The organism is Corynebacterium pygosceleis (assembly GCF_016595275.2).
Taxonomy (GTDB): Bacteria; Actinomycetota; Actinomycetes; order Mycobacteriales; family Mycobacteriaceae; genus Corynebacterium; species Corynebacterium pygosceleis.
Map to the genome: position 1 here is coordinate 431,015 of NZ_JAENIQ020000001.1, position 18,440 is coordinate 449,454.

Genomic DNA, 18,440 nt, shown 5'->3' on the forward strand with positions numbered 1-18,440 from the left:
AGGTGTGAATTGCCCACAGACAGAACACGTGTCGCGGCCGGTGCGGTTGGGTTTCCCGGCCAGCTCGCCGGCCGCCGCGTCGATCCGCGCGGGGGCGGAACTACCGCCGGACTTCCCCCGCGAATGGTTCGAGTTCACGGATCCGAACGATCCGGACCATGTCTTCTCCATCGACCTGACCTGGCTTGAATCCCACTACAGCTGCCAGTTCGGTACCGGGACCTGCCGGGGCATCGACGCGGACATGCCCGATGTCGGGTGCTGTGTGCACGGCGCCTTCCTCTGCGATGAGGAGGACCGGGAACAACTCGTCGACGCGGTCTCCAGGATGCCCGCCGAGTTCTGGCAGCTACGTCCGGAGGGAACCGACGGCTGGCTCACGGAGCGTGCGGAGGGGCGCGAACCCGACCTCCTCGAACCCTGGCTGGAGTGGGATGAACTCGACGGGGAGGACGGGGAACCCGAACCCGCCCTGAAGACCGTCATCACCGACGGCGCCTGCATCTTCGCGAACCGGGCGGGCTGGGCGACCGGTTCCGGTTGTGCACTGCACCAGTGGGGCGCAGCGACGGGCGAAGACCTGACCGTGGTGAAACCGGAGGTGTGCTGGCAGCTACCGCTCAGACGTCTGGAGGACTGGGAGGACCGGGGTGACGGCACCGAGATCCTGCGCACCACGATCACGGAATACACGCGCCGGGGCTGGGGCGGGGGCGGGGAGGACTTCGACTGGTACTGCACCACCTCCCCCGCCTGCCACACGTCCCGGCAACCCGTGTGGTTGAGCCACGAGCGGGAGCTGATCGCACTGATGGGGGTCGAGGCCTACACGATTCTCGCCGGGCACTGTGCGGAACGTCGGGCGGCCTCCGATTTCCTCCGCGACTCGGGATTCGCCACCGGGAGCGCGGGCGGTGCCCCCCACCCGGCGACGGTCGCCGCCCGGCGGGCCGCCCGCGGGGAAACCGGGCGGGGCACGGTCAGTCCTCGAACTTGTAGCCCAGACCCCGGACGGTGACGAGGTACCGGGGGCGGGAGGGTTCTTCCTCGATCTTCGCGCGCAGTCGCTTGACGTGGACGTCGAGGGTCTTGGTGTCACCGACGTAGTCGGCACCCCAGACCCGGTCGATGAGCTGGCTGCGTGTCAGGACACGTCCGGTGTTGCGCAGGAGGTACTCGAGGAGGTCGAACTCCTTCAGCGGCATCGCGACCTCTTCGCCGTCGACGGAGACGGTGTGGCGTTCGACGTCCATCCGGACGCGTCCGGCGGCCAGCACCTGACTGTCCCCGGCCGTGTCGTCCTCGACGTCGCCACCACGACGCAGAACCGCACGGATACGGGCGATGAGTTCCCGGGACGAGTACGGTTTCGTCACGTAGTCGTCGGCCCCGAGCTCGAGGCCGACGACCTTGTCGATCTCCGAGTCACGGGCCGTGACCATGATGACCGGAACCGAGGACGCCGAACGCAGCCTCCTGCACACGTCCGTACCGGACATGCCGGGCAACATGAGGTCGAGGAGGACGATGTCGATCTCGTTGCGGTCGAATTCAACCAGGGCGGTGGGCCCGTCCGGTGCGACGATGACGTCGAAGCCCTCCTTCTTCAGGAGAAAGGCCAACGGGTCGGACAGCGACTCCTCGTCCTCGACGAGCAGGATGCGGGTCATGTTGCACGGTCCTTTCTGCGGGCGCGCAGGGGCGCCGGTTTCTTCTTCATGTCAATAGCGTGGTCGAGATGCATGCCATCGGGAGGGTCCTCTTCCCGGTCCCGGTGCACGGGAAGGATGAGGGTGAAGGTGGACCCGGTCCCCGGCCTGGACCAGAGGGTGATGGAGCCCCCGTGGTTCGCGGCGACATGTTTGACGATGGCCAGTCCGAGCCCCGTCCCACCGGTTGACCGGGACCGCGCCTTGTCGACACGGAAGAACCTCTCGAACACCCGCTTCTGATCCTCCGGGGCGATGCCTATACCCCGGTCGGTCACACGGATGTGCACCTCCGAGCCGTCGTCGGAGACTTTCTGCGACACCGACACCGTCGTCTCGGAGGGTGAATAGTTGATGGCGTTGCCGACCAGATTCGACACGGCGGTGGTGAGAAGACTCACGTCACCGTCAACCTGGACCCCCGTGTCCGCACCCCGGATCAGGGTGATTCCGGCGTTCTCCGCCGCGAGTTCGTTCCGGGAGAGAGCCTCCCCGATGACGTCATCGACGGACACGGGCTCCATCCCCGGGAGCTTCTCGGCGCCCTGGAGTTTGGACAGTGAGATCAGCTCGTTGATCATGTCCGCCAGACGGTGCGCCTCCTTCGTGAGACGACCCCCGAAATAGCTGACCGATTCAGGGTCGTCGGCGGATTCGATCAACGCCTCCGCGAGGAGCGCCATGCCGCCGACCGGTGTCTTCAGCTCATGCGAGACATTGGCCACGAAATCCCGCCGGGCGGATTCCATCCGGAGATTCTCCGATTCGTCGGTTCCGTAGACGATGACGAACCGGGAATCGGCACGGGTCAACGGCTTGATGACGGCCTGGACGGCCATCACCCGGCTGCCCGACCGCTTCGCCGGGCCCGCCAGATCGATGGAACGCGCCTCCCTGTCCCCGAAGACCTCCACGGCGTTCGCCCAGACCTTCTCGTTCAGGGAACGCTCGTGGACGATCCCCATCTCATGGGCCCGGGAATTGGAGAGGACCACGTCCCCCGCGCGCCCCACGACGGCGACCGCCGTGGGTGCGCCCTGCACCGCGAGATGCAGGACCTGGGAGACCGTGGTCACCTGGTGCTCAGCGAGCGTCGCCGCGGAGCGCTTGTTCCGGAGCCGTTGCCGGAGGAACTCCACGGCCGGTGCCGCCCACAGCGTGAGGATCACACCGCCGGCGAACCCCGCCCACACAGACAGAGACACCTGCCGTCAACCTCCGGATCGTCAGCTTTTCTGTGCCCGGTCCGTCTACTTGCCGCCCTGCGCGGCGACGGCAGCGGCACCGGCGGCCGCCGCCTCGGGATCGAGGTAGGTTCCACCCGGGTTGAGGACGTTGCCCTTCTCATCGAGCTCGAAGACCAGCGGGATCCCGGTGGGGATGTTCAGGCCCGCGATGTCCTCGTCGGAGATACCGTCGAGGTGCTTGACCAGTGCACGCAGGGAATTGCCGTGGGCGGCCAGCAGGACCGTCTCACCGGCGAGGGCACGGGGGAGGATCTCCTCCGTGAAGTAGGGGACGAAACGCTCGACGACGTCCTTCAGGCACTCGGTGTCCGGCACCGTGTCGAGATCGGCGTAGCGCGGGTCGTGCGCCTGGGAGAACTCGGCGTCCGCATCGAGCGCCGGCGGCGGGGTATCGTAGGAACGACGCCAGGCCATGAACTGTTCCTCGCCGTACTTGTCCTTCGTCTCGGCCTTGTTCAGGCCCTGGAGGGCACCGTAGTGCCGCTCGTTGAGACGCCAGTCGCGGACGACGGGGATCCAGTGCCGGTCCGCGGCGTCGAGGGCGATGTTCGCCGTGTTGATGGCGCGGCGCTGCAGGGAGGTGTAGACCACGTCCGGGAGGATGTCGTTCTCGCGCAGCAGTTCACCACCGCGACGGGCTTCGGCGCGACCCTGATCGGTCAGGTCCACGTCCACCCACCCGGTGAACTGGTTCGAGGCGTTCCACTGGCTCTGGCCGTGGCGGAGCAGAATTAGCTTTCCGGTACTCATGGGGACCATTGTTCCACGCGTCGGGCCATCGTGCCCACGTCGACCGGAAAGGCCGGCAGGATTCACCGGATGTTCACACGGACGTCACCGGTCACGGCCGGCATCCGTCACCCCGCGGCCCTGCGTGAATAGCACCGCCCCGGGGCGTGCGCGGTGACAGCACGGTACAGATCCTCCAGGTGCGTCGCGGTCCTCGGCCAGCTGAACTCCGCGGCGTGTCCGACCGCGGCCTCCCCCATCGCGATCCTCGTGTCATCGTCGTCGAGCAGTTCGGAGAGGACATCAGCCCAGTCCCCCGGTTCGTGCGACCCCACCAGTCGCCCGCTCTTCCCGTCGGCGACGGCGATCGGGAGTCCCCCGACACGTGAGGCGACGACCGGGGTGCCGGCCGCCTGTGCCTCGATCGCCACGAGACCGAAGGACTCGTTGTAACTGGGCACCGCGACGATGTCCGCAGCCCGGTAGACGGTGACCAGTTCCTCCGGCGGGCGTGGATCGAGGAACCGGATCCGGCGGGCGACACCGAGCTCCTCCGCGAGTTCCCGGTACTGTTCCGGGGTGGCGGAACGACCGGAGGGCCCGCCGCAGACGATGACCCTGAGGTTGCGCTGGGGGTCACGGCGCACCAGTTCCGCGACCGCCCGGATCAGCACCTGCGGCCCCTTGAACTCCTGCAACCGGCCGACGAAGGCGACGACCTTCGCGTGCAACGGGATCCCCAGTTCACGACGGCAGCGTTCGGTGGCGCGTTCCGTGCCCGGGGTGAACAGTTCGGTGTCGGCGCCGGGCGGGATGACGGTGATCGAGTCCGGTGCCGCGTCGTAGTGCCGCTGGAGATTGTCCGCCTCCTCCCTGGTGTTGACGACCAACCGGTCGGCGTTGTCGACTATCTGCTGCTCACAGATCCGGCGGGCCTCGGACTCCGGGGAGTCCTCCGCACTGATGTGTTCGTTCTTCACCGCAGCCAGGGTGTGGGCGGTGTGCACCAGCGGAATCCGCCACACGTCCCGGAGCAGCCACCCGACCTGTCCGGACAGCCAGTAGTGGGAGTGGATCACGTCGTAGCTGAGGGCGGCGCAGCGGGCGAACAGCAGGACACCGCCGGCGAAAGCGGCGAGCTGCGTGGGCAGCGCCTCCTTGTCCAGCCCCTCGTAGGGACCGGCGACGATGTTGACGACCCTGAGATTCGGCTCGACCTCGACGACCTCACCCTGACTGGGCCGGGTGGCGCGGGTGTAGACGTCCACGGAGATCCCTTTTCTGGCGAGCTGCCTCGCGGTGGAGGCGATGTAGACGTTCATCCCGCCCGCATCACCGCTACCGGGCTGTTGCAGCGGGGACGTGTGCATGGAGATCATCGCTACGCGCATGTCGGCCATCCTAATCGCCCGTCACCGATTCACACCCCGGCGACCGGGAACCCGAGTGAACACTCATCTTTCGACGCTATACTCGAGGGGCACTGACGCTCTCCCGACCGGCCCGGAGGGGCCCGGAACAGCCGGGCACGTCCTCCGCACCGCTCCCGGTGTCTTCAACGGCGGCACACACGACCCCGGCCGGTGAGCACATATCCTACGAAGGGACACCATGTCGGCACTCGAATCGAAAGCCTGGCTCGACCACTACGCGGACTGGACACCGCACAGTCTCGAGTACGGTGACACGACGCTGATCGACCACTACAACAACAATCTGGCGGTGAACGGCGACAAGACCGCCACCAGGTTCTTCGGCCGGACCCAGTCCTACAGCGACATCGACCGCCAGGTGCGGCGCGCGGCGGCCGGGCTCCGTGCCTTCGGCGTCCGCCCGGGCGACCGCGTCGCGCTCCTCATGCCGAACTGTCCGCAGCACATCATCGCCTTCTACGCGGTACTGAAGTTGGGTGCGACCGTCGTCGAGCACAATCCGCTCTACACGGCCCACGAGCTCGAGCACCCGTTCAACGACCACGGTGCACGGGTCGCGATCTGCTGGGACAAGACGGCACGGACCCTGGAGAAGTTGCGGGGCCGGACCCAGCTGGAGACGATCATCAGTGTCAACATGACCGAAGCCATGCCCCGCAGCCAGCAGCTCCTGCTCAGGCTCCCGCTGCCGATGATCCACAAGATGCGTGACCGACTCACCGCGGATGCCCCGAACACGGTTCCGTGGGAGGCCCTGATCGGACAGGCGATCGGTGGAGACGGCCGGGATCTGGAGGAACCGGGGACGACGAAGGACGACATCGCTCTCATCCTCTACACCTCCGGCACCACCGGCGCCCCGAAGGGCGCCCAGCTCAGCCACGGCAACCTCGTGGCGAACATCATCCAGGGCAAGCACTGGGTCCCGGGTCTCGGCGAGAAGGACGAGGTGCTCCTCGCGGCACTGCCGATGTTCCACGCCTACGGCCTGACCATGAACGTGACCCTCGGTTTCTTCATCGGCGGTGAGATCATCCTGCTGCCCGCACCGGATCTGAAGCTCATCATGAAGGTGATGAAGAAGAACACCCCGACCTGGCTGCCGGGCGTCCCGGCGCTCTACGAACGCATCGTCGAGGCGGCGGAATCCGCCGGGATCGACATCTCGGGAGTGCGGAACAGCTTCTGCGGGGCCTCCACCCTGCCCACACGCACGGTCGAGAGGTGGGAGCGCTACACGGGCGGCCTCCTCGTCGAGGGGTACGGCCTGACGGAGACGTCACCGATCATCGTCGGCAACCCGATGACCCCGACCCGTCGCCCCGGCTATGTCGGGGTTCCCTTCCCCGACACAGAGGTCCGGATCGCCGATCCGGACGATCTCGATGTCACGATGCCCGACGGCCAGGAGGGCGAGGTCCTCGTCCGTGGTCCCCAGGTGTTCCAGGGCTACCTGAATCAGCCGGAGGCAACGGAGAAGTCCTTCCACAAGGGCTGGTACTGCACCGGAGATGTCGGCGTGATGGAACCCGACGGCTTCATCCGGTTGGTCGCACGCATCAAGGAGGTCATCATCACGGGCGGATTCAACGTCTACCCGGGTGAGGTCGAGGAGGCGCTGATGGCGCACCCCGACGTCGCCGACGCCACCGTGGTGGGCATGCCCCGGTCGGACGGGTCCGAGTCCGTCGTCGCCGCGATCACCCTCGCGGAGGGTTCGGCCCTCGACCCCGAGGGGCTGAAGGAGCACTGCCGCGAGATGCTGACCCGGTACAAGGTGCCGCGCAAGTTCTACCACTTCGAGGAGATGCCGAGGGACCAGATCGGCAAGATCCGGCGCCGCGAGGTGCGGGACCAGCTCGTCGAGCGATACGGCAGCGACGACGAGAAGAAGGCGCTGCGCGAGGTCGAGGAGAGCCGGAAGAAGTAGCGTTCGACACGCGACCCGGACGGGTCACACAGCGGAGAGGTCCGCCCTGACGGGTGCCCGTCGGGGCGGACCTTTCTCGTGCGGCCGTCACGGTTCCGTTCCGGGAACCCGTCACCCGTCGATGTCCACCCCGACCCAGACGGGCTCCGGGTGGAGCGTCACCCCGAAGGCCTGCCGGACACCGGCACGTACCTCACGGGCGAGTTCCACGAGATCACCGGTCGTCGCCGCGCCACGGTTCGTCAACGCGAGGGTGTGCCGGGTGGACAGTCGCGCCGGTGCCTCCGGACCGGGATACCCCCTGACGAACCCGGCGCGCTCGATCAGCCACGCGGCGGAGAGTTTCGAACGCCCCTCACCCGCCGGGTAGCAGGGCATCGCCTCGGCGACGGTGTCATCGTGCAGGCGGGCGACGGCGGCCCGGACAGAGGTGACGTCCGTGTCGGTGATGACGGGATTCGTGAAGAAGGAACCCGCGGACCAGGTGTCGTGGTCCGCCGGATCGTGAACCATGCCCTTGCCCCGACGCAGCTCGAGGACGGCGTCACGGACCGCCGCCGCAGGGCGTCGGAGGGCCCCCCGCGTGTTCCCGGCGTCGGCCGCGTTCACGCCCAGTCTGCGCGCGAGTTCCCCGAAGCGCAGGGGTGCACTCAATCCGTCGGTGCGGAGCCGCAGTTCGATGGCGAGGATCACCCCCCTGTCTGTGTGCTTCAGGTTCGAGGTGCGGTAGCCCAGGTCGAGCGCGGAGGCCGGCACCCAGTCCACGTTCCCGGTCGTCCGGTCGAGCAGGAGGACGCGGGTGAGGACGTCGGCGATCTCCGCCCCGTACGCCCCGACGTTCTGCACGGGCGTGGCCCCGGCGCTTCCGGGTATCCCGGAGAGACATTCGACACCTCCGAGTCCCGCGTCGACGGACGAGGCGACGACGTCGTCCCACACGGCCCCGGCCTCCGCCCGCAGGACACCGCGGGCGGAGTCGATGCTGACGTCCGCGCAGTCCGCGATGACGGCGACGAGGGGCAGGTCACCGTCGGCGACGACGAGGTTCGAACCGCCTCCGACCACCAGCAACGGCAGATCGAGGGCGTCGGCACGTGTGACCGCGGCGGCGAGCGCCGGGGTTGTCGCACAGTGCACCGCACCGACGGGACGGCCCCCCAGGTGCAGGGTGGTCGCCTCGGAGAACCGGAAGTCGTCGGCGAAGCGGATGCCGTCGACACCCCGGAGAGCATCGTGGAGTTCGTTGAATCTGTGGGTCAGCGATGAAAGGGACACCCTCTTAACGGTAGTCTTAACCCATGACCACGCGTAAAGAGAACACTGCAACCGTCAATTTCCCGCCCGCAGCCGTGCACGCTGCGCTGACCAACCCCGACTACTGGGCGTACAACGTCGCGAACCTCTCCTCCGAGGCCGGCGAGGTGCACTCCTTCGAGGCCGTCGACGGTGGCGCGGAAATCGTGCTCTACGAGGTCATGCCCACGGACCTGCTGCCCGAGGCGGTCAGGGCGATGATCAGTCAGGCACTGAAGATCAAGCGCACCGTGAAGATCGGTCCGCTGAACGGTACCGACGCGGAGGGCCGCTACACCGCGGATGTCAAGGGTGCACCCGTCGACTTCGCCGGCGACCTGAAGCTCACCGGTGACGACTCCACCGCGACGATGCACTACACCCATGAGATCAACGTCACCGTCCCGTTCATGGGCCCGGCCATCGAGCCGAAGGTCGCGGACGCCGTCGCCGACCTCACGGTGACCGAGGCCGAGCTGACCGAGAAGTGGATCTCCGAGAACAACTGATCCGTCCCTTCGTCACCCCATGGCCGATCACGCGCACAATCTGGCGGCTGATTTCTCCGTCAGCCGTGGTCGGCCCATCGGTGTCTCCACCCGTGGAACCACCAACCGGAACCGGCTCCGCCGGTGCGACCGGTGGATGTCCCACGAACCACGTGTCCTTCAGGTGCTGCGCCGGGCCGACCGCCCACTGGCCCTCGACGTCGGATACGGTGCCTCGGACACCACGACCGTCGAATGGGCTCAACGTCTGCGGACGCTCCGCCCGGACATCAGCGTCACGGGTCTGGAGATCACCCCGGAGCGTGTCCTCCCTCCCCGGGACGGTGTCACCTTCGAACTCGGCGGCTTCGAACTCGCCGGGCACAGGCCCCATCTCGTCCGTGCGTTCAACGTGCTCCGCCAGTACGACGTCGAGCAGGTGCTCCCGGCGTGGAGGACCGTGACCTCACGGCTCGCACCCGGTGGGGTCTTCGTCGAGGGAACCTGCGATGAACTCGGCCGTCGGGGGAGCTGGCTGCTCATCGACGCCGGGGGGCCCGTCTCCCTCACTCTCGCCTGGGATCCGTTCGACGTGGAACGCCCCTCCGATGTCGCGGCCCGGCTCCCCAAGGTGCTGATCCACAGGAACGTACCCGGTGAGCCCGTCCACGACCTGCTCACCGCAGCTGACCGTGCCTGGGAGTGTGCGGCGGGCTGGGCACCGCACGGCCCACGCGCACGCTGGCGGGAGGCCCGCCGGATCCTGACTGAATCGGGGGTCCCACTCACCGCCATCCGGCGCCCCGTCCGGGACTGCCTGCTCACCGTGCCCTGGTCGGTGGTCGCACCCGCCGACCACACGGTCGACTGGTGAGACCGCGTGACGGACGGATCAGTCGTCCGGTTCATCCCCCGCCGTCTTCCTCTCCGATGGGGTGGGTTCCGGTCACCTGCGCCGACGGACTTTCGTCGTCCGACCCACCCGTGGATGTGGCGCAGGGGATCAAGATCGGGGACACTGGGAAAAATGAGTAGCTCCGTGAGCAAGAAACGTGGTTCCGTCTGGTGGAAGATCCTGCTGGGCATCGTCATCTCCGTGTTCATCATTCTCCTGGTCGCCGAGATAGCCCTCAGAATGTTCATCTCGAAGCAGTTGGAGGATGATTTCGCTGAGCAGACCGCGATGACGGGTGTCGTCACCGATCGGAGGCCGGAGATAGGTTTCGGCCCCGTGCCGCTGCTGCTCTCGGTCGCGAGCGGGACGGTCCCGAGTGTCGACGTCTCCACTCCCTCGACCCTGCAGATCACGCATCCGGAGGGCATCAACTCCGATCCGGACATCAAGGGCACCCCGGCCTCCGACATCCACATCACGGACCTCGCGTTGCGCGGACCGGAGGGGCCGGTCGCCGGTCGGCTCACCGTACAGACGGACATCTCCGACGACATGATGCTCGCGCAGGTCCAGGCGGCGATGCACTCCCAGACGAGAACAGCCGGTGACGGACTCGCGGGATCACTCCTGCAGAATCTGGTGAAGGTGACCGACATCACCCCTGACCCCGAGACGGACACGCTGGACATCGAGTTCACGGACGGCGCCGCACACATCGTCATCAGGCCGACTGCGGTCGACGGTCAGCTGCAGATGGAGGCGACGGAGGCGCGACTCTTCGGTTTCGCTCTTCCCGACGAGATCTCCGGTGCGATCAGCAGGGCACTGCGGTCCAGTGCCGCGGACCTGGGCGGGGGCATGAGCGTCGACGTGGTCACCGTACGTCGGGGCGGCATGCACCTGGAGATGAGCGGGGAGAACGTCAACCTCAGGGACATGGGCTGATCCGCACGGATCATTCCCCGGAGGCGTCGAGAAGTGCCGTGGCCTCCGCCCCCACGGAGAGACGGGTCGCCCCCGCCGCAACGAGTTCACGGGCCCGGTCGATGGAGGTGATCCCACCGGCGGCCGCGATCCCGAGTCCACCGCCGGTCTCCTCCGCGATGATCCGGACGGCTTCAGGTGTCGCACCCGGGCAGTCGAACCATCCCGTCGATGTCCGCACGTAGTTGGCCCCGGCGGTCCGTGCCGCCCGCGCCGCGGTGCGGATCTCCGTCTCCCCCAGGAGACCGGTCTCGATGATGACCTTGAGGGTCACGGGAGAGGGGACCGCCTCACGGACAGCGACGATCTCCCCGATCATCCTGTTGGTGTCGCCGGCGCGGACAGCGGCGAGATCCAGGACCACATCGACCTCGTCCGCGCCGGATTCAACGGCCAGCCGTGCCTCCGCCGCCTTGATCAGCTGATGGTGTCCACCCGAGGGAAACCCGCACACCGAGACGACCCGGAGGCCGAATCCGTCGGCGGCGTTCGTCGCGTGCAGCATCGACGGCGTGACACACACCTGGCCGACACCCAGTTCCAGAGCCGTTGCGACATGATGCCGGACCTCCGTGACACTCGCCCACGGTGTGTCGAGGGTGTAGTCGATCATGGCGGCCAGGCGGTCACGGGTGATGGAGTCGTTCATAGCTCACGAGCCTAGCCCGTTCCGTCCGGACCGGCGACGACCGGTGTTTGACCCGCAGAGTAGAATCCCTGGAATGAGCAACGCCCAGAACGCCCACACCGCGCCTGTCACGGAACGTCAGCTGGTTCTCACCCTCGGCTGTCCCGACACCACCGGCATCGTCGCCCGACTCTCCACCTTCATCGCACAGCACGGCGGATGGATCACCGAGGCGGACTACTTCACCGACCCGGACTCGGGATGGTTCTTCACCCGTCAGGCAGTCCGGGCGGAGTCCCTGGACACCCCGGTCGAACAGTTCAGGGCCGGGTTCGACGAGATCGCCGCGGAGTTCGGTCCCGGTGCCCGCTGGCGGATCTGGGACACCGCACGCCCGAAGCGCGCGGTGATCCTGGTCAGCAGAGAGGGCCACTGCCTCCACGATCTCCTGGGACGGGTGGAACAGAACGACTACCCGATGGAGGTCGCCGCGGTCATCGGCAACCACGAGGATCTACGCGGCATCGCGGAGAACCACGGTGTCCCCTTCCACCACGTTCCCTTCCCCAGGGACGCCGTCGGCAAGCGTGCCTCCTTCGACCGGGTCGCGGAACTGGTCAACGAGCATGAGCCGGACGCCGTCGTCCTCGCCCGCTTCATGCAGATCCTGCCGCCGGATCTCTGCGAGATGTGGGAGGGCCGTGCCATCAACATCCACCACAGCTTCCTGCCGTCATTCATGGGCGCCCGACCGTACCACCAGGCGTACAAGCGCGGCGTGAAGCTCATCGGAGCAACCTGCCACTACGCGACCTCGGCTCTGGACGACGGTCCCATCATCGAGCAGGACGTCATCCGGATCACGCACAAGGACACCCCCGCCGACATGCAGCGCCTCGGACGCGACGCCGAGAAGATCGTTCTGGCCCGGGGACTGCGATTCCACCTCGAGGACCGGGTGCAGGTCTACGGCAACCGTACCGTCGTCTTCGACTGACGACGGACCCGTCGGGGCAGTGAAAATGCCCCGGGGAGACTCTCACGGAGCGTCCCCGGGGCATTACCCGTCTCTTCCCGGAAATCTACCAGGTTGAGCCGCCGTTGACGATGTCCTTCAGCTGGGGACGGACATCGAACCAGTAGATCCCGATGACCACCATCCCCACCCAGTGCAGGATCTGGATGTTGAGGAACATGCCGAGTGACGCGCCGAGAAGAATCCCGAACCACACCCATTTCTGCTGACGGTCACCGGCTGTGAACGCATCCTCACGGGTCGTCGCGCACAGTGCCGCGCCGACGATTCCCGCGAGACCGACGAGCGCCATCACCACGAGCACGACGTACCGGAGGATGTGCATGGCCTCATAGATGAACATATCCATTGTCGGGACGGGGCCTTTCGGATCGGGGCGGGGACGGACGGGACGACGTGGGCCGGCCCGGGAGAGCTACTTACCTGTTTCGGCGCCGTCGTCCTCGTTGACGACTTCACCGTCAATGATATCGGCCGTGTCCGACTTGTCCGAACCGGAGTCCTGAACCCGGGTACGGAGGTCGTCGAGGCGCTCCCCACCGGAGCTCTTCAGGTCCCGGACGACCTCGCCGGCGCGGGCGACGAGATTGTCGACGGCGTTGCGTACACCGTCGAGGGTCGATTCATCGTCCTCCGTGGAATCCCCCTCGCCGTCGCTCCGTCCGCTGCGCTCCCGCAGTGACTCCACGGCCTCGTCGAAGGCACGGCGGGTTGAATCGACGGCCTCCTGGAACGCGGAACGGGCCTTTTCCGCGGCTTCGGTGTCACGGGTTTCACCGGCGGCGTTACGCACCGAACCGGACAGATCCCGGATGGTGCTTTCAGCGGTGGCGGCGAACCCTGAGACGACGGACTTCGCCTCATCCACGGAATCCGCGTCACCGAGGTCCTCGGCGGCCTTCTTCGCCTCGGCTGCGGTGTCTTCCACCTGAGCGGTGTTCGCCCCTCGGCCGTCGCGGTCACCGACACCCCGGAGGTCGTCGCGGAGCTTGTCACCCAGTTCCCCGACCAGGGGGCCGAGTGCCGCACCGGCGCTCACCCAGGCGTTGAAGGGCTCGCGGAGCTTGTCGAGTGCGTCGGCGAGGAGCCCGCTGCCGCTGTCCCGGCCACCCGTTCCCGCTGTGGAGCCGGTGGTGGTGTCCTCCGTGGGGTTACCGGGGTCGTTCTCGTTGGGAGTGGTGGATGTCATGGTGTGGTACTCCTTCAGTCAGGGGGCGGTCAGATCGGTTCCTGCCGGAGGGTTCTCCGTCAGGAACCGAAGATGATGTGTGAGGCGGTGTAGATGCCGAGCCCGGCGAGAGCACCGACGATGGTGCCGTTGAGTCGAATGTACTGGAGATCCTTGCCCACCATCAGTTCGATCTTCTCGCCCGCTTCATCGGCGTCCCAGCGCTGCACCGTCTCACTGATGATCGAGGTGATCTCCTCAGCGTAGTTGTCCGCGAGGAACGCCGCAGCACCCGTCACCCTCCGATCGAGGGATTCCCGCAGATCCGCGTCATCGAGAAGATTGTTTCCCCAGGTGATCGAGAGTTCGGTGATTTTGGTCCGCAGGAGGGAGTCCGGGTCGGCGGCGGCGGTGAGCAGTGAGGTCGATGCACTCTTCCAGATGGTCGCGGCAGCTCCTCTCACCGGTGTCGAGCCCATGATGTCCCGCTTGATCTTCTCAACCCGCCCGATCATCTCCGGATCACTCTGGAGATCCTCGGAGAGTTGCCGGATGAAACGCCGTACCGCCCGGCGGGCCTCGTGTTCCGGATCGGCGGCGACGGCGGCGGTCCACTGGACGAGTTCGCGGTGGACCTTTTCCCCGATGACGTCATTGAGGATCTGGGGTGCCCAGGTAGGGCGTCTTTCGTCGAGCATACGGGTGATGAACGGGCCGGCGTCCTCGGCTTTCGCGTTGAGCCAGTGGACGAGTTCATCGACGACCGGTTCCGTCCTGCCCTCTTCGATCAACTGGGCCATCAGTCGTCCGGTTGGTGGCCCCCACTCCGGTTCCGCGAGCCTGTCGATCAGTGTCGAGTTGATCACCGCCTCAGCGTCGGCGGGATCGAGCGCCGTGACGATCCTGCCGGTGAGTCGACCGACCTCCCGGGAAACGGTACGGGCGTTGTCCGCGTCCGAGAGCCAGCCACCGAGCCGGTTGGGGATCCCCGCGGCCCGGACCTTGGCGGTGATCAGTTCAGCGTTGAGGAAGTTCTCCCCGACGAAGCCGCCGAGAGACTCGCCGATCTGGTCCTTCTTGTTGCGGACGATTGCGGTGTGCGGGATCGGCAGTCCCATCGGACGCCGGAAGAGGGCGGTGACGGCGAACCAGTCCGCGAGACCACCGATCATACCCGCCTCGCTGGCGGCACGGACGAATCCGACCCAGGCGTCGACCTCACCCGGGCGGGTTTCCAACCATCGGCAGACCAGGTAGACGGCGGCTGCGACGATGAGGAGGCCGGTGGCGATCGCCTTGTACCGGCGCAGTTGCCGACGCCGCTCAGCTTCGACCTCGGGGGACGGTCCCGGGACGGCGAGGGGTTCGACATCCCGGTGTGGGGTGAGTTCGTGTGTGCCCATCGCACCATTATGACGGGTGGGGGCGGGCTTCCGGGTAATCGCGTTCGTCGTGTCAGGGACGCCCGGTACCGGCCGTGGTACCTGCAGTGTCCGCCGCAGCCCGCCACGGGGGCTCCGTGTCCCACAGTTCGATCGCGCGGGGAATCAGTCCCAGCACGACGAGGAAGGTCATCACGGAGATCAGAATCCAGAGGATCTTTTGTCGCATTCCCCGGATTCTACCGCCACGGGACCGACCGTCGGGAAACGCCGAACGCCCCACGGTGTCCTTGTGTGGACATCCGTGGGGCGTCGAGGTGTGTGATCCGTTGGTGTCAGTGCCTGCCGGTCCGCGCCGCGTACTCGCGGTAGTAACGGCGACCGTAGTGCACCATCCAGAACCCGCCGACGAGGAAACCGACGGCGAGGACCGCACCGATGATCGTCATCTCGGCCCAGTGCGGCTGACTCGCGACCGTCCACGATCCGAGCCCGTAGAGAAGAGCCCCGAAACCGGCGAGGGAACTGAGGATGAACCCCATTCCGATCCAGGTGGATGAACGCAGGAGTGAGGAGTGCTGTGCGTCGAGGCTGGAGGGGTGGTAGCCCTCGACGTAGTGCGGCTCACCCTCGAAGAGCGGGAATGACCGCTCGGTGTTCGCCGGAGCGGAGGAGTGGCTGGCTGACATAGCGGATGCTGCCTTTCGTCGTCGTACCGTCGGCCCGGGGTCGTCGTCGCGACGAGCCTAGGCGTCCTTGGCGGTGAAGGCCGCGCGGGCCCTCTCTTTGTTGATGGCCGCAACCGCCGTGAGCGGGATACCGGCCGGACAAACGTCCGCGCATTCTCCGAAGAGTGAGCACGGGCCGAAGTTGGTCTCTACCTCATCGACCATATTACGCGCCCGGCGTCCCCGCTCGTTCTTACCCAGGGGCATGAGCGACAGGTGCACCAGCTTCGCACCGGTGAACAGGTGGGCGGCACCGTTGGGACAGGCCGCGACGCAGGCACCGCAACCGATGCAGGCCGCGTGATCGAGCGCGAGCTCCGCGGTCTGGTGGTTCATGTGCAGGGTGTCGGCGTCGGGGGCTGTACCGGCGTTGACCGAGACGTATCCACCCTGCTGCATGACCCGGTCGAGCGCGGAACGGTCGACGATCATGTCCTTGATCACGGGGTACGCGGCGGAACGAAGGGGCTCCAGCCTGATCGTGTCCCCGTCGGAGAAGTTGAAGAGACGCTGCTGGCAGGACGGCTTGTTCTGCTCGGGGCCGTGCGGGCGACCGTTGACGGTCAGACCACAGGTACCGCAGATGCCCTCGCGGCAGTCGGAGGCGAAGGCGAAGGGTTCCCTGCCGGACTCGATCAGAGTTTCGTTGACGTGGTCAAGAAGCTCCAGGATGGACATCTGCTCCACGGCGTCGGGGACGTCGATGGACTCGTAGTGACCCTCGGTCGTGGGTCCGGCCTGGCGCCAGATCTCGAGATGCAGTTTCATTACTTGTAGTTCCTTGTCTGCAGAGGGATCGCTTCGAAGTACAGCGGCTCCGCGTGGCGGATGAACTTGTTCTCGCCATCGGGCTCCCAGGCGGAGACGAAGCACCAGTTCAGGTCGTCGCGCTCTGCCTCGCCCTCGTCGGAGAGGTGGTCGTCACGGAAGTGGGCACCACAGGACTCGTCGCGGTCCAGGGCGTCGACGCACATCAGTTCACCGAGGTCGATGTAGTCGGCGACACGGTTGGCGTACTCGAGTACCTGGTTCATCTCATCGGCGTCGCCGGTGATGTTGAGGTCACTCCAGAACTCCTTGCGGAGTTGCCGGATCTTCTCGATGCCGTCCGAGAGATCCTTGATGTTGCGGGCGACACCACAGGAGAAGTAGAGGATGTCACCGAGCTTCCGGTGGAAGAACTCCGGGCCGTGGTTGCCCTTGATGCTCATGAGCTTGTCGAGCCGGGCGCGTGCACGGTCGACCGCTTCCACCGCCGCCGGATCCTCTTCATCCATGCGCTCCGAGCCGAGCAGCGGGCCGAGGTAGTTCGGCACGGAGAACGGGAGGGTGAACCACCCGTCGACGGACGCCGAGAGCAGGGAGTTGGCCCCCAGACGGTTGGCACCGTGATAGGTCCACCCTGCTTCGCCACCGGCGAACAGGCCCTCGATGGAGGTCATCATGTTGAAGTCGGTCCACAGACCGCCCATGGTGAAGTGGCACGTCGGTGCGATACGCATCGGCGTGACGTAGGGGTCCTCGCCGATGGTCTCCTCGTACATCTGGAAGAGGTTGGAGTAACGCTCCCGGATGGTGTCCTTGCCGAGCCGCTCGATGGAGTCGCGGAAGTCGAGGTAGGCGGAGTTGTGCATCGGGCCGCAACCGAGCCCGGCGTTGATCTGCTGCGAGATCGCACGGGAGGCGACGTCACGGGGGACGAGGTTACCGAATGCCGGGTAGCGGCGTTCGAGGAAGTAGTCGCGCTCGTCCTCGGGGATCGAGTTCGGGTCGCGGTCGTCCTTCGGTTCCTTCGGCGACCAGATACGTCCGTCGTTCCGCAGTGACTCGGACATGAGGATGGTCTTGGACTGCCACTCCGAGTTGACCGGGAGACCGGTCGGGTGGAACTGGATGAAGGAGGGACTGGCCATGTAGGCACCACGGTCGTAGGCGCGCATGATGGCGGAGGCGTTGGAGTTCTTCGCCAGCGTCGACATGTAGTAGACGTTGCCGTAGCCGCCGGTGCACAGGAGCACCGCGTGACCGGTGTGGGCGGTGAGTTCACCGGTGATGAGGTTACGCATGACCGCGCCGTGACAGCGCCTGGTCCCGTCCTCGTCCTCCTTGACGATCAGATCGACCATCTCGTTGTGGGTGAAGATCTCCACCGAGCCGAGGTGGATCTGGCGCTGGAGGGCCGCCGCGGCGGAGAGCTGCAGCTGCTGTCCCGTCTGGCCACGGGTGTAGTAGGTGCGGGAGACCTGGACACCACCGAAGGAACGGGTGGCGAGGGTCCCGCCGTACTCACGGGCGAAGGGTGCGCCGATGGCGTTCATGTGGTCGATGACACGCACCGACTCGTAGGCGAGACGCCAGCAGTCGGTCTCGCGGCAGCGGTAGTCGCCGCCCTTGACCGTGTCCTTCACGTGGCGGTACGCACCGTCGTTGTCTACCTTCTTGCCACGGGCGGAGTTGACGCCACCCTGGGCGGCGATCGAGTGCGCACGACGCGGGGCGTCATGATAGGTGAACGCCTTGACGTCGTAACCGAGCTCACCGAGAGCGGCTGCGGCACCGCCGCCGGACAGGCCGGTGCCGATGACGAGGATGCGGAACTTACGACGGTTCAGGGGAGAGACCAGGTTGTAGTGGTCCTTCTGCCATTCCCAGGCGTCCTTCATCGGAACACCCTTGGGTGCGTGGTCCTCGAGGATCCGGCCCGGGGTGACACCTTCGACGCAGGAGGCCGGCTGGGTGAAGTCGGGCTTGGTGTCGGTTTCAGAGTGAGTGCTCATAGTGTGATTACCT

General features: G+C 66.5%; 19 protein-coding genes. 6 read left to right on the plus strand and 13 right to left on the minus strand.

Translation table 11 applies throughout. The features are described 5' to 3' along the window. The first annotated feature begins 4 nt into the window (after nt 1-4). On the plus strand, nt 5-1,018 hold the full coding sequence (locus tag JIM94_RS01835; protein ID WP_200252295.1) for a DUF3109 family protein: 1,014 nt from the start codon (nt 5-7) through the stop codon (nt 1,016-1,018). Here JIM94_RS01835 and JIM94_RS01840 read toward each other — a convergent pair. The 4 genes from JIM94_RS01840 to mshA form a co-directional block, all read right to left on the minus strand. Further along, on the minus strand, nt 981-1,670 hold the full coding sequence (locus tag JIM94_RS01840) for a response regulator transcription factor (protein ID WP_200252297.1): 690 nt from the start codon (nt 1,668-1,670) through the stop codon (nt 981-983). The two genes, JIM94_RS01835 and JIM94_RS01840, sit on opposite strands and share 38 nt — an antisense overlap. Continuing rightward, nucleotides 1,667-2,908 (minus strand): sensor histidine kinase, encoded by a 1,242-nt coding sequence (locus JIM94_RS01845; RefSeq protein ID WP_200252922.1) that lies wholly within the window; start codon nt 2,906-2,908, stop codon nt 1,667-1,669. Before JIM94_RS01845 ends, JIM94_RS01840 begins: the two co-directional genes overlap by 4 nt. Before the next feature lie 51 nt (nt 2,909-2,959). Next, nucleotides 2,960-3,706, minus strand: coding sequence for a phosphoglyceromutase (locus JIM94_RS01850; protein ID WP_200252299.1), 747 nt, complete (start codon nt 3,704-3,706; stop codon nt 2,960-2,962). A 107-nt stretch (nt 3,707-3,813) separates the two neighbouring features. After that, a complete protein-coding gene (mshA, locus tag JIM94_RS01855; RefSeq protein WP_200252301.1) occupies nt 3,814-5,076 on the minus strand; it encodes a D-inositol-3-phosphate glycosyltransferase in 1,263 nt (420 codons plus the stop codon). 220 nt (nt 5,077-5,296) lie between these two features. Between mshA and JIM94_RS01860 the strand changes: the two genes are divergently transcribed. After that, complete coding sequence (locus JIM94_RS01860; RefSeq protein WP_200252304.1) at nt 5,297-7,048, plus strand: long-chain-fatty-acid--CoA ligase; 1,752 nt, start codon at nt 5,297-5,299, stop codon at nt 7,046-7,048. Between the two features lie 111 nt (nt 7,049-7,159). On the opposite strand, the gene JIM94_RS01865 is transcribed toward JIM94_RS01860, so the two are convergent. Beyond that, nucleotides 7,160-8,323 (minus strand): UDP-N-acetylmuramate dehydrogenase, encoded by a 1,164-nt coding sequence (locus JIM94_RS01865; RefSeq protein WP_410170837.1) that lies wholly within the window; start codon nt 8,321-8,323, stop codon nt 7,160-7,162. 23 nt (nt 8,324-8,346) lie between these two features. Between JIM94_RS01865 and JIM94_RS01870 the strand changes: the two genes are divergently transcribed. The 3 genes from JIM94_RS01870 (at nt 8,347) to JIM94_RS01880 (ending at nt 10,669) form a co-directional block, all read left to right on the plus strand. Next, nucleotides 8,347-8,850, plus strand: coding sequence for a DUF2505 domain-containing protein (locus JIM94_RS01870; protein WP_200252307.1), 504 nt, complete (start codon nt 8,347-8,349; stop codon nt 8,848-8,850). Between the two features lie 19 nt (nt 8,851-8,869). Then, nucleotides 8,870-9,703 carry a class I SAM-dependent methyltransferase gene (locus JIM94_RS01875; protein ID WP_200252309.1) on the plus strand — a complete coding sequence of 278 codons (834 nt, stop codon included), beginning with the start codon at nt 8,870-8,872 and terminating at the stop codon, nt 9,701-9,703. Nucleotides 9,704-9,856: 153 nt separating this feature from the next. Then, a complete protein-coding gene (locus tag JIM94_RS01880; protein ID WP_200252312.1) occupies nt 9,857-10,669 on the plus strand; it encodes an LmeA family phospholipid-binding protein in 813 nt (270 codons plus the stop codon). 10 nt (nt 10,670-10,679) lie between these two features. On the opposite strand, the gene deoC is transcribed toward JIM94_RS01880, so the two are convergent. Continuing rightward, a complete protein-coding gene (gene deoC, locus JIM94_RS01885) occupies nt 10,680-11,357 on the minus strand; it encodes a deoxyribose-phosphate aldolase (protein ID WP_200252315.1) in 678 nt (225 codons plus the stop codon). Nucleotides 11,358-11,430: 73 nt separating this feature from the next. On the opposite strand from deoC, the gene purU reads away from it, so the two are divergent. Continuing rightward, nucleotides 11,431-12,333 (plus strand): formyltetrahydrofolate deformylase, encoded by a 903-nt coding sequence (gene purU, locus JIM94_RS01890; RefSeq protein WP_200252318.1) that lies wholly within the window; start codon nt 11,431-11,433, stop codon nt 12,331-12,333. 85 nt (nt 12,334-12,418) lie between these two features. Here the strand turns inward: purU and JIM94_RS01895 are convergent, their stop codons facing one another. The 7 genes from JIM94_RS01895 to JIM94_RS01925 form a co-directional block, all read right to left on the minus strand. After that, a complete protein-coding gene (locus tag JIM94_RS01895; RefSeq protein WP_234039279.1) occupies nt 12,419-12,715 on the minus strand; it encodes a DUF2516 family protein in 297 nt (98 codons plus the stop codon). 72 nt (nt 12,716-12,787) lie between these two features. After that, nucleotides 12,788-13,561 (minus strand): CGLAU_01105 family protein, encoded by a 774-nt coding sequence (locus tag JIM94_RS01900; protein ID WP_200252321.1) that lies wholly within the window; start codon nt 13,559-13,561, stop codon nt 12,788-12,790. Between the two features lie 59 nt (nt 13,562-13,620). After that, nucleotides 13,621-14,943, minus strand: a complete 1,323-nt coding sequence (locus tag JIM94_RS01905; protein ID WP_200252324.1) for a DUF445 domain-containing protein — start codon at nt 14,941-14,943, stop codon at nt 13,621-13,623. A gap of 52 nt (nt 14,944-14,995) precedes the next feature. Next, nucleotides 14,996-15,151, minus strand: a complete 156-nt coding sequence (locus JIM94_RS01910) for a hypothetical protein (protein WP_200252327.1) — start codon at nt 15,149-15,151, stop codon at nt 14,996-14,998. 106 nt (nt 15,152-15,257) lie between these two features. Further along, nucleotides 15,258-15,611, minus strand: coding sequence for a hypothetical protein (locus JIM94_RS01915; RefSeq protein ID WP_200252329.1), 354 nt, complete (start codon nt 15,609-15,611; stop codon nt 15,258-15,260). Nucleotides 15,612-15,668: 57 nt separating this feature from the next. Beyond that, nucleotides 15,669-16,418 (minus strand): succinate dehydrogenase/fumarate reductase iron-sulfur subunit, encoded by a 750-nt coding sequence (locus JIM94_RS01920; protein ID WP_200252331.1) that lies wholly within the window; start codon nt 16,416-16,418, stop codon nt 15,669-15,671. Then, the gene (locus JIM94_RS01925) at nt 16,418-18,427 is read right to left on the minus strand and encodes a fumarate reductase/succinate dehydrogenase flavoprotein subunit (protein ID WP_200252333.1); all 2,010 of its coding nucleotides are present in this window, start codon (nt 18,425-18,427) and stop codon (nt 16,418-16,420) included. The genes JIM94_RS01920 and JIM94_RS01925 overlap by 1 nt, the downstream gene beginning before the upstream one ends. Nucleotides 18,428-18,440 lie beyond the last annotated feature (13 nt).

Excerpts from the sequence above, each read along its gene's own strand:
- JIM94_RS01840 (WP_200252297.1), bottom strand. The coding sequence starts at position 1,670 with ATGACCCGCATCCTGCTCGTCGAGGACGAGGAGTCGCTGTCCGACCCG.
- JIM94_RS01905 (WP_200252324.1), bottom strand. The coding sequence starts at position 14,943 with ATGGGCACACACGAACTCACCCCACACCGGGATGTCGAACCCCTCGCC.
- JIM94_RS01895 (WP_234039279.1), bottom strand. The coding sequence starts at position 12,715 with ATGTTCATCTATGAGGCCATGCACATCCTCCGGTACGTCGTGCTCGTG.
- JIM94_RS01910 (WP_200252327.1), bottom strand. The coding sequence starts at position 15,151 with ATGCGACAAAAGATCCTCTGGATTCTGATCTCCGTGATGACCTTCCTC.
- JIM94_RS01875 (WP_200252309.1), top strand. The coding sequence starts at position 8,870 with ATGGCCGATCACGCGCACAATCTGGCGGCTGATTTCTCCGTCAGCCGT.
- JIM94_RS01870 (WP_200252307.1), top strand. The coding sequence starts at position 8,347 with ATGACCACGCGTAAAGAGAACACTGCAACCGTCAATTTCCCGCCCGCA.
- mshA (WP_200252301.1), bottom strand. The coding sequence starts at position 5,076 with ATGCGCGTAGCGATGATCTCCATGCACACGTCCCCGCTGCAACAGCCC.
- JIM94_RS01920 (WP_200252331.1), bottom strand. The coding sequence starts at position 16,418 with ATGAAACTGCATCTCGAGATCTGGCGCCAGGCCGGACCCACGACCGAG.
- purU (WP_200252318.1), top strand. The coding sequence starts at position 11,431 with ATGAGCAACGCCCAGAACGCCCACACCGCGCCTGTCACGGAACGTCAG.
- JIM94_RS01860 (WP_200252304.1), top strand. The coding sequence starts at position 5,297 with ATGTCGGCACTCGAATCGAAAGCCTGGCTCGACCACTACGCGGACTGG.
- JIM94_RS01880 (WP_200252312.1), top strand. The coding sequence starts at position 9,857 with ATGAGTAGCTCCGTGAGCAAGAAACGTGGTTCCGTCTGGTGGAAGATC.
- deoC (WP_200252315.1), bottom strand. The coding sequence starts at position 11,357 with ATGAACGACTCCATCACCCGTGACCGCCTGGCCGCCATGATCGACTAC.
- JIM94_RS01915 (WP_200252329.1), bottom strand. The coding sequence starts at position 15,611 with ATGTCAGCCAGCCACTCCTCCGCTCCGGCGAACACCGAGCGGTCATTC.
- JIM94_RS01850 (WP_200252299.1), bottom strand. The coding sequence starts at position 3,706 with ATGAGTACCGGAAAGCTAATTCTGCTCCGCCACGGCCAGAGCCAGTGG.
- JIM94_RS01925 (WP_200252333.1), bottom strand. The coding sequence starts at position 18,427 with ATGAGCACTCACTCTGAAACCGACACCAAGCCCGACTTCACCCAGCCG.
- JIM94_RS01900 (WP_200252321.1), bottom strand. The coding sequence starts at position 13,561 with ATGACATCCACCACTCCCAACGAGAACGACCCCGGTAACCCCACGGAG.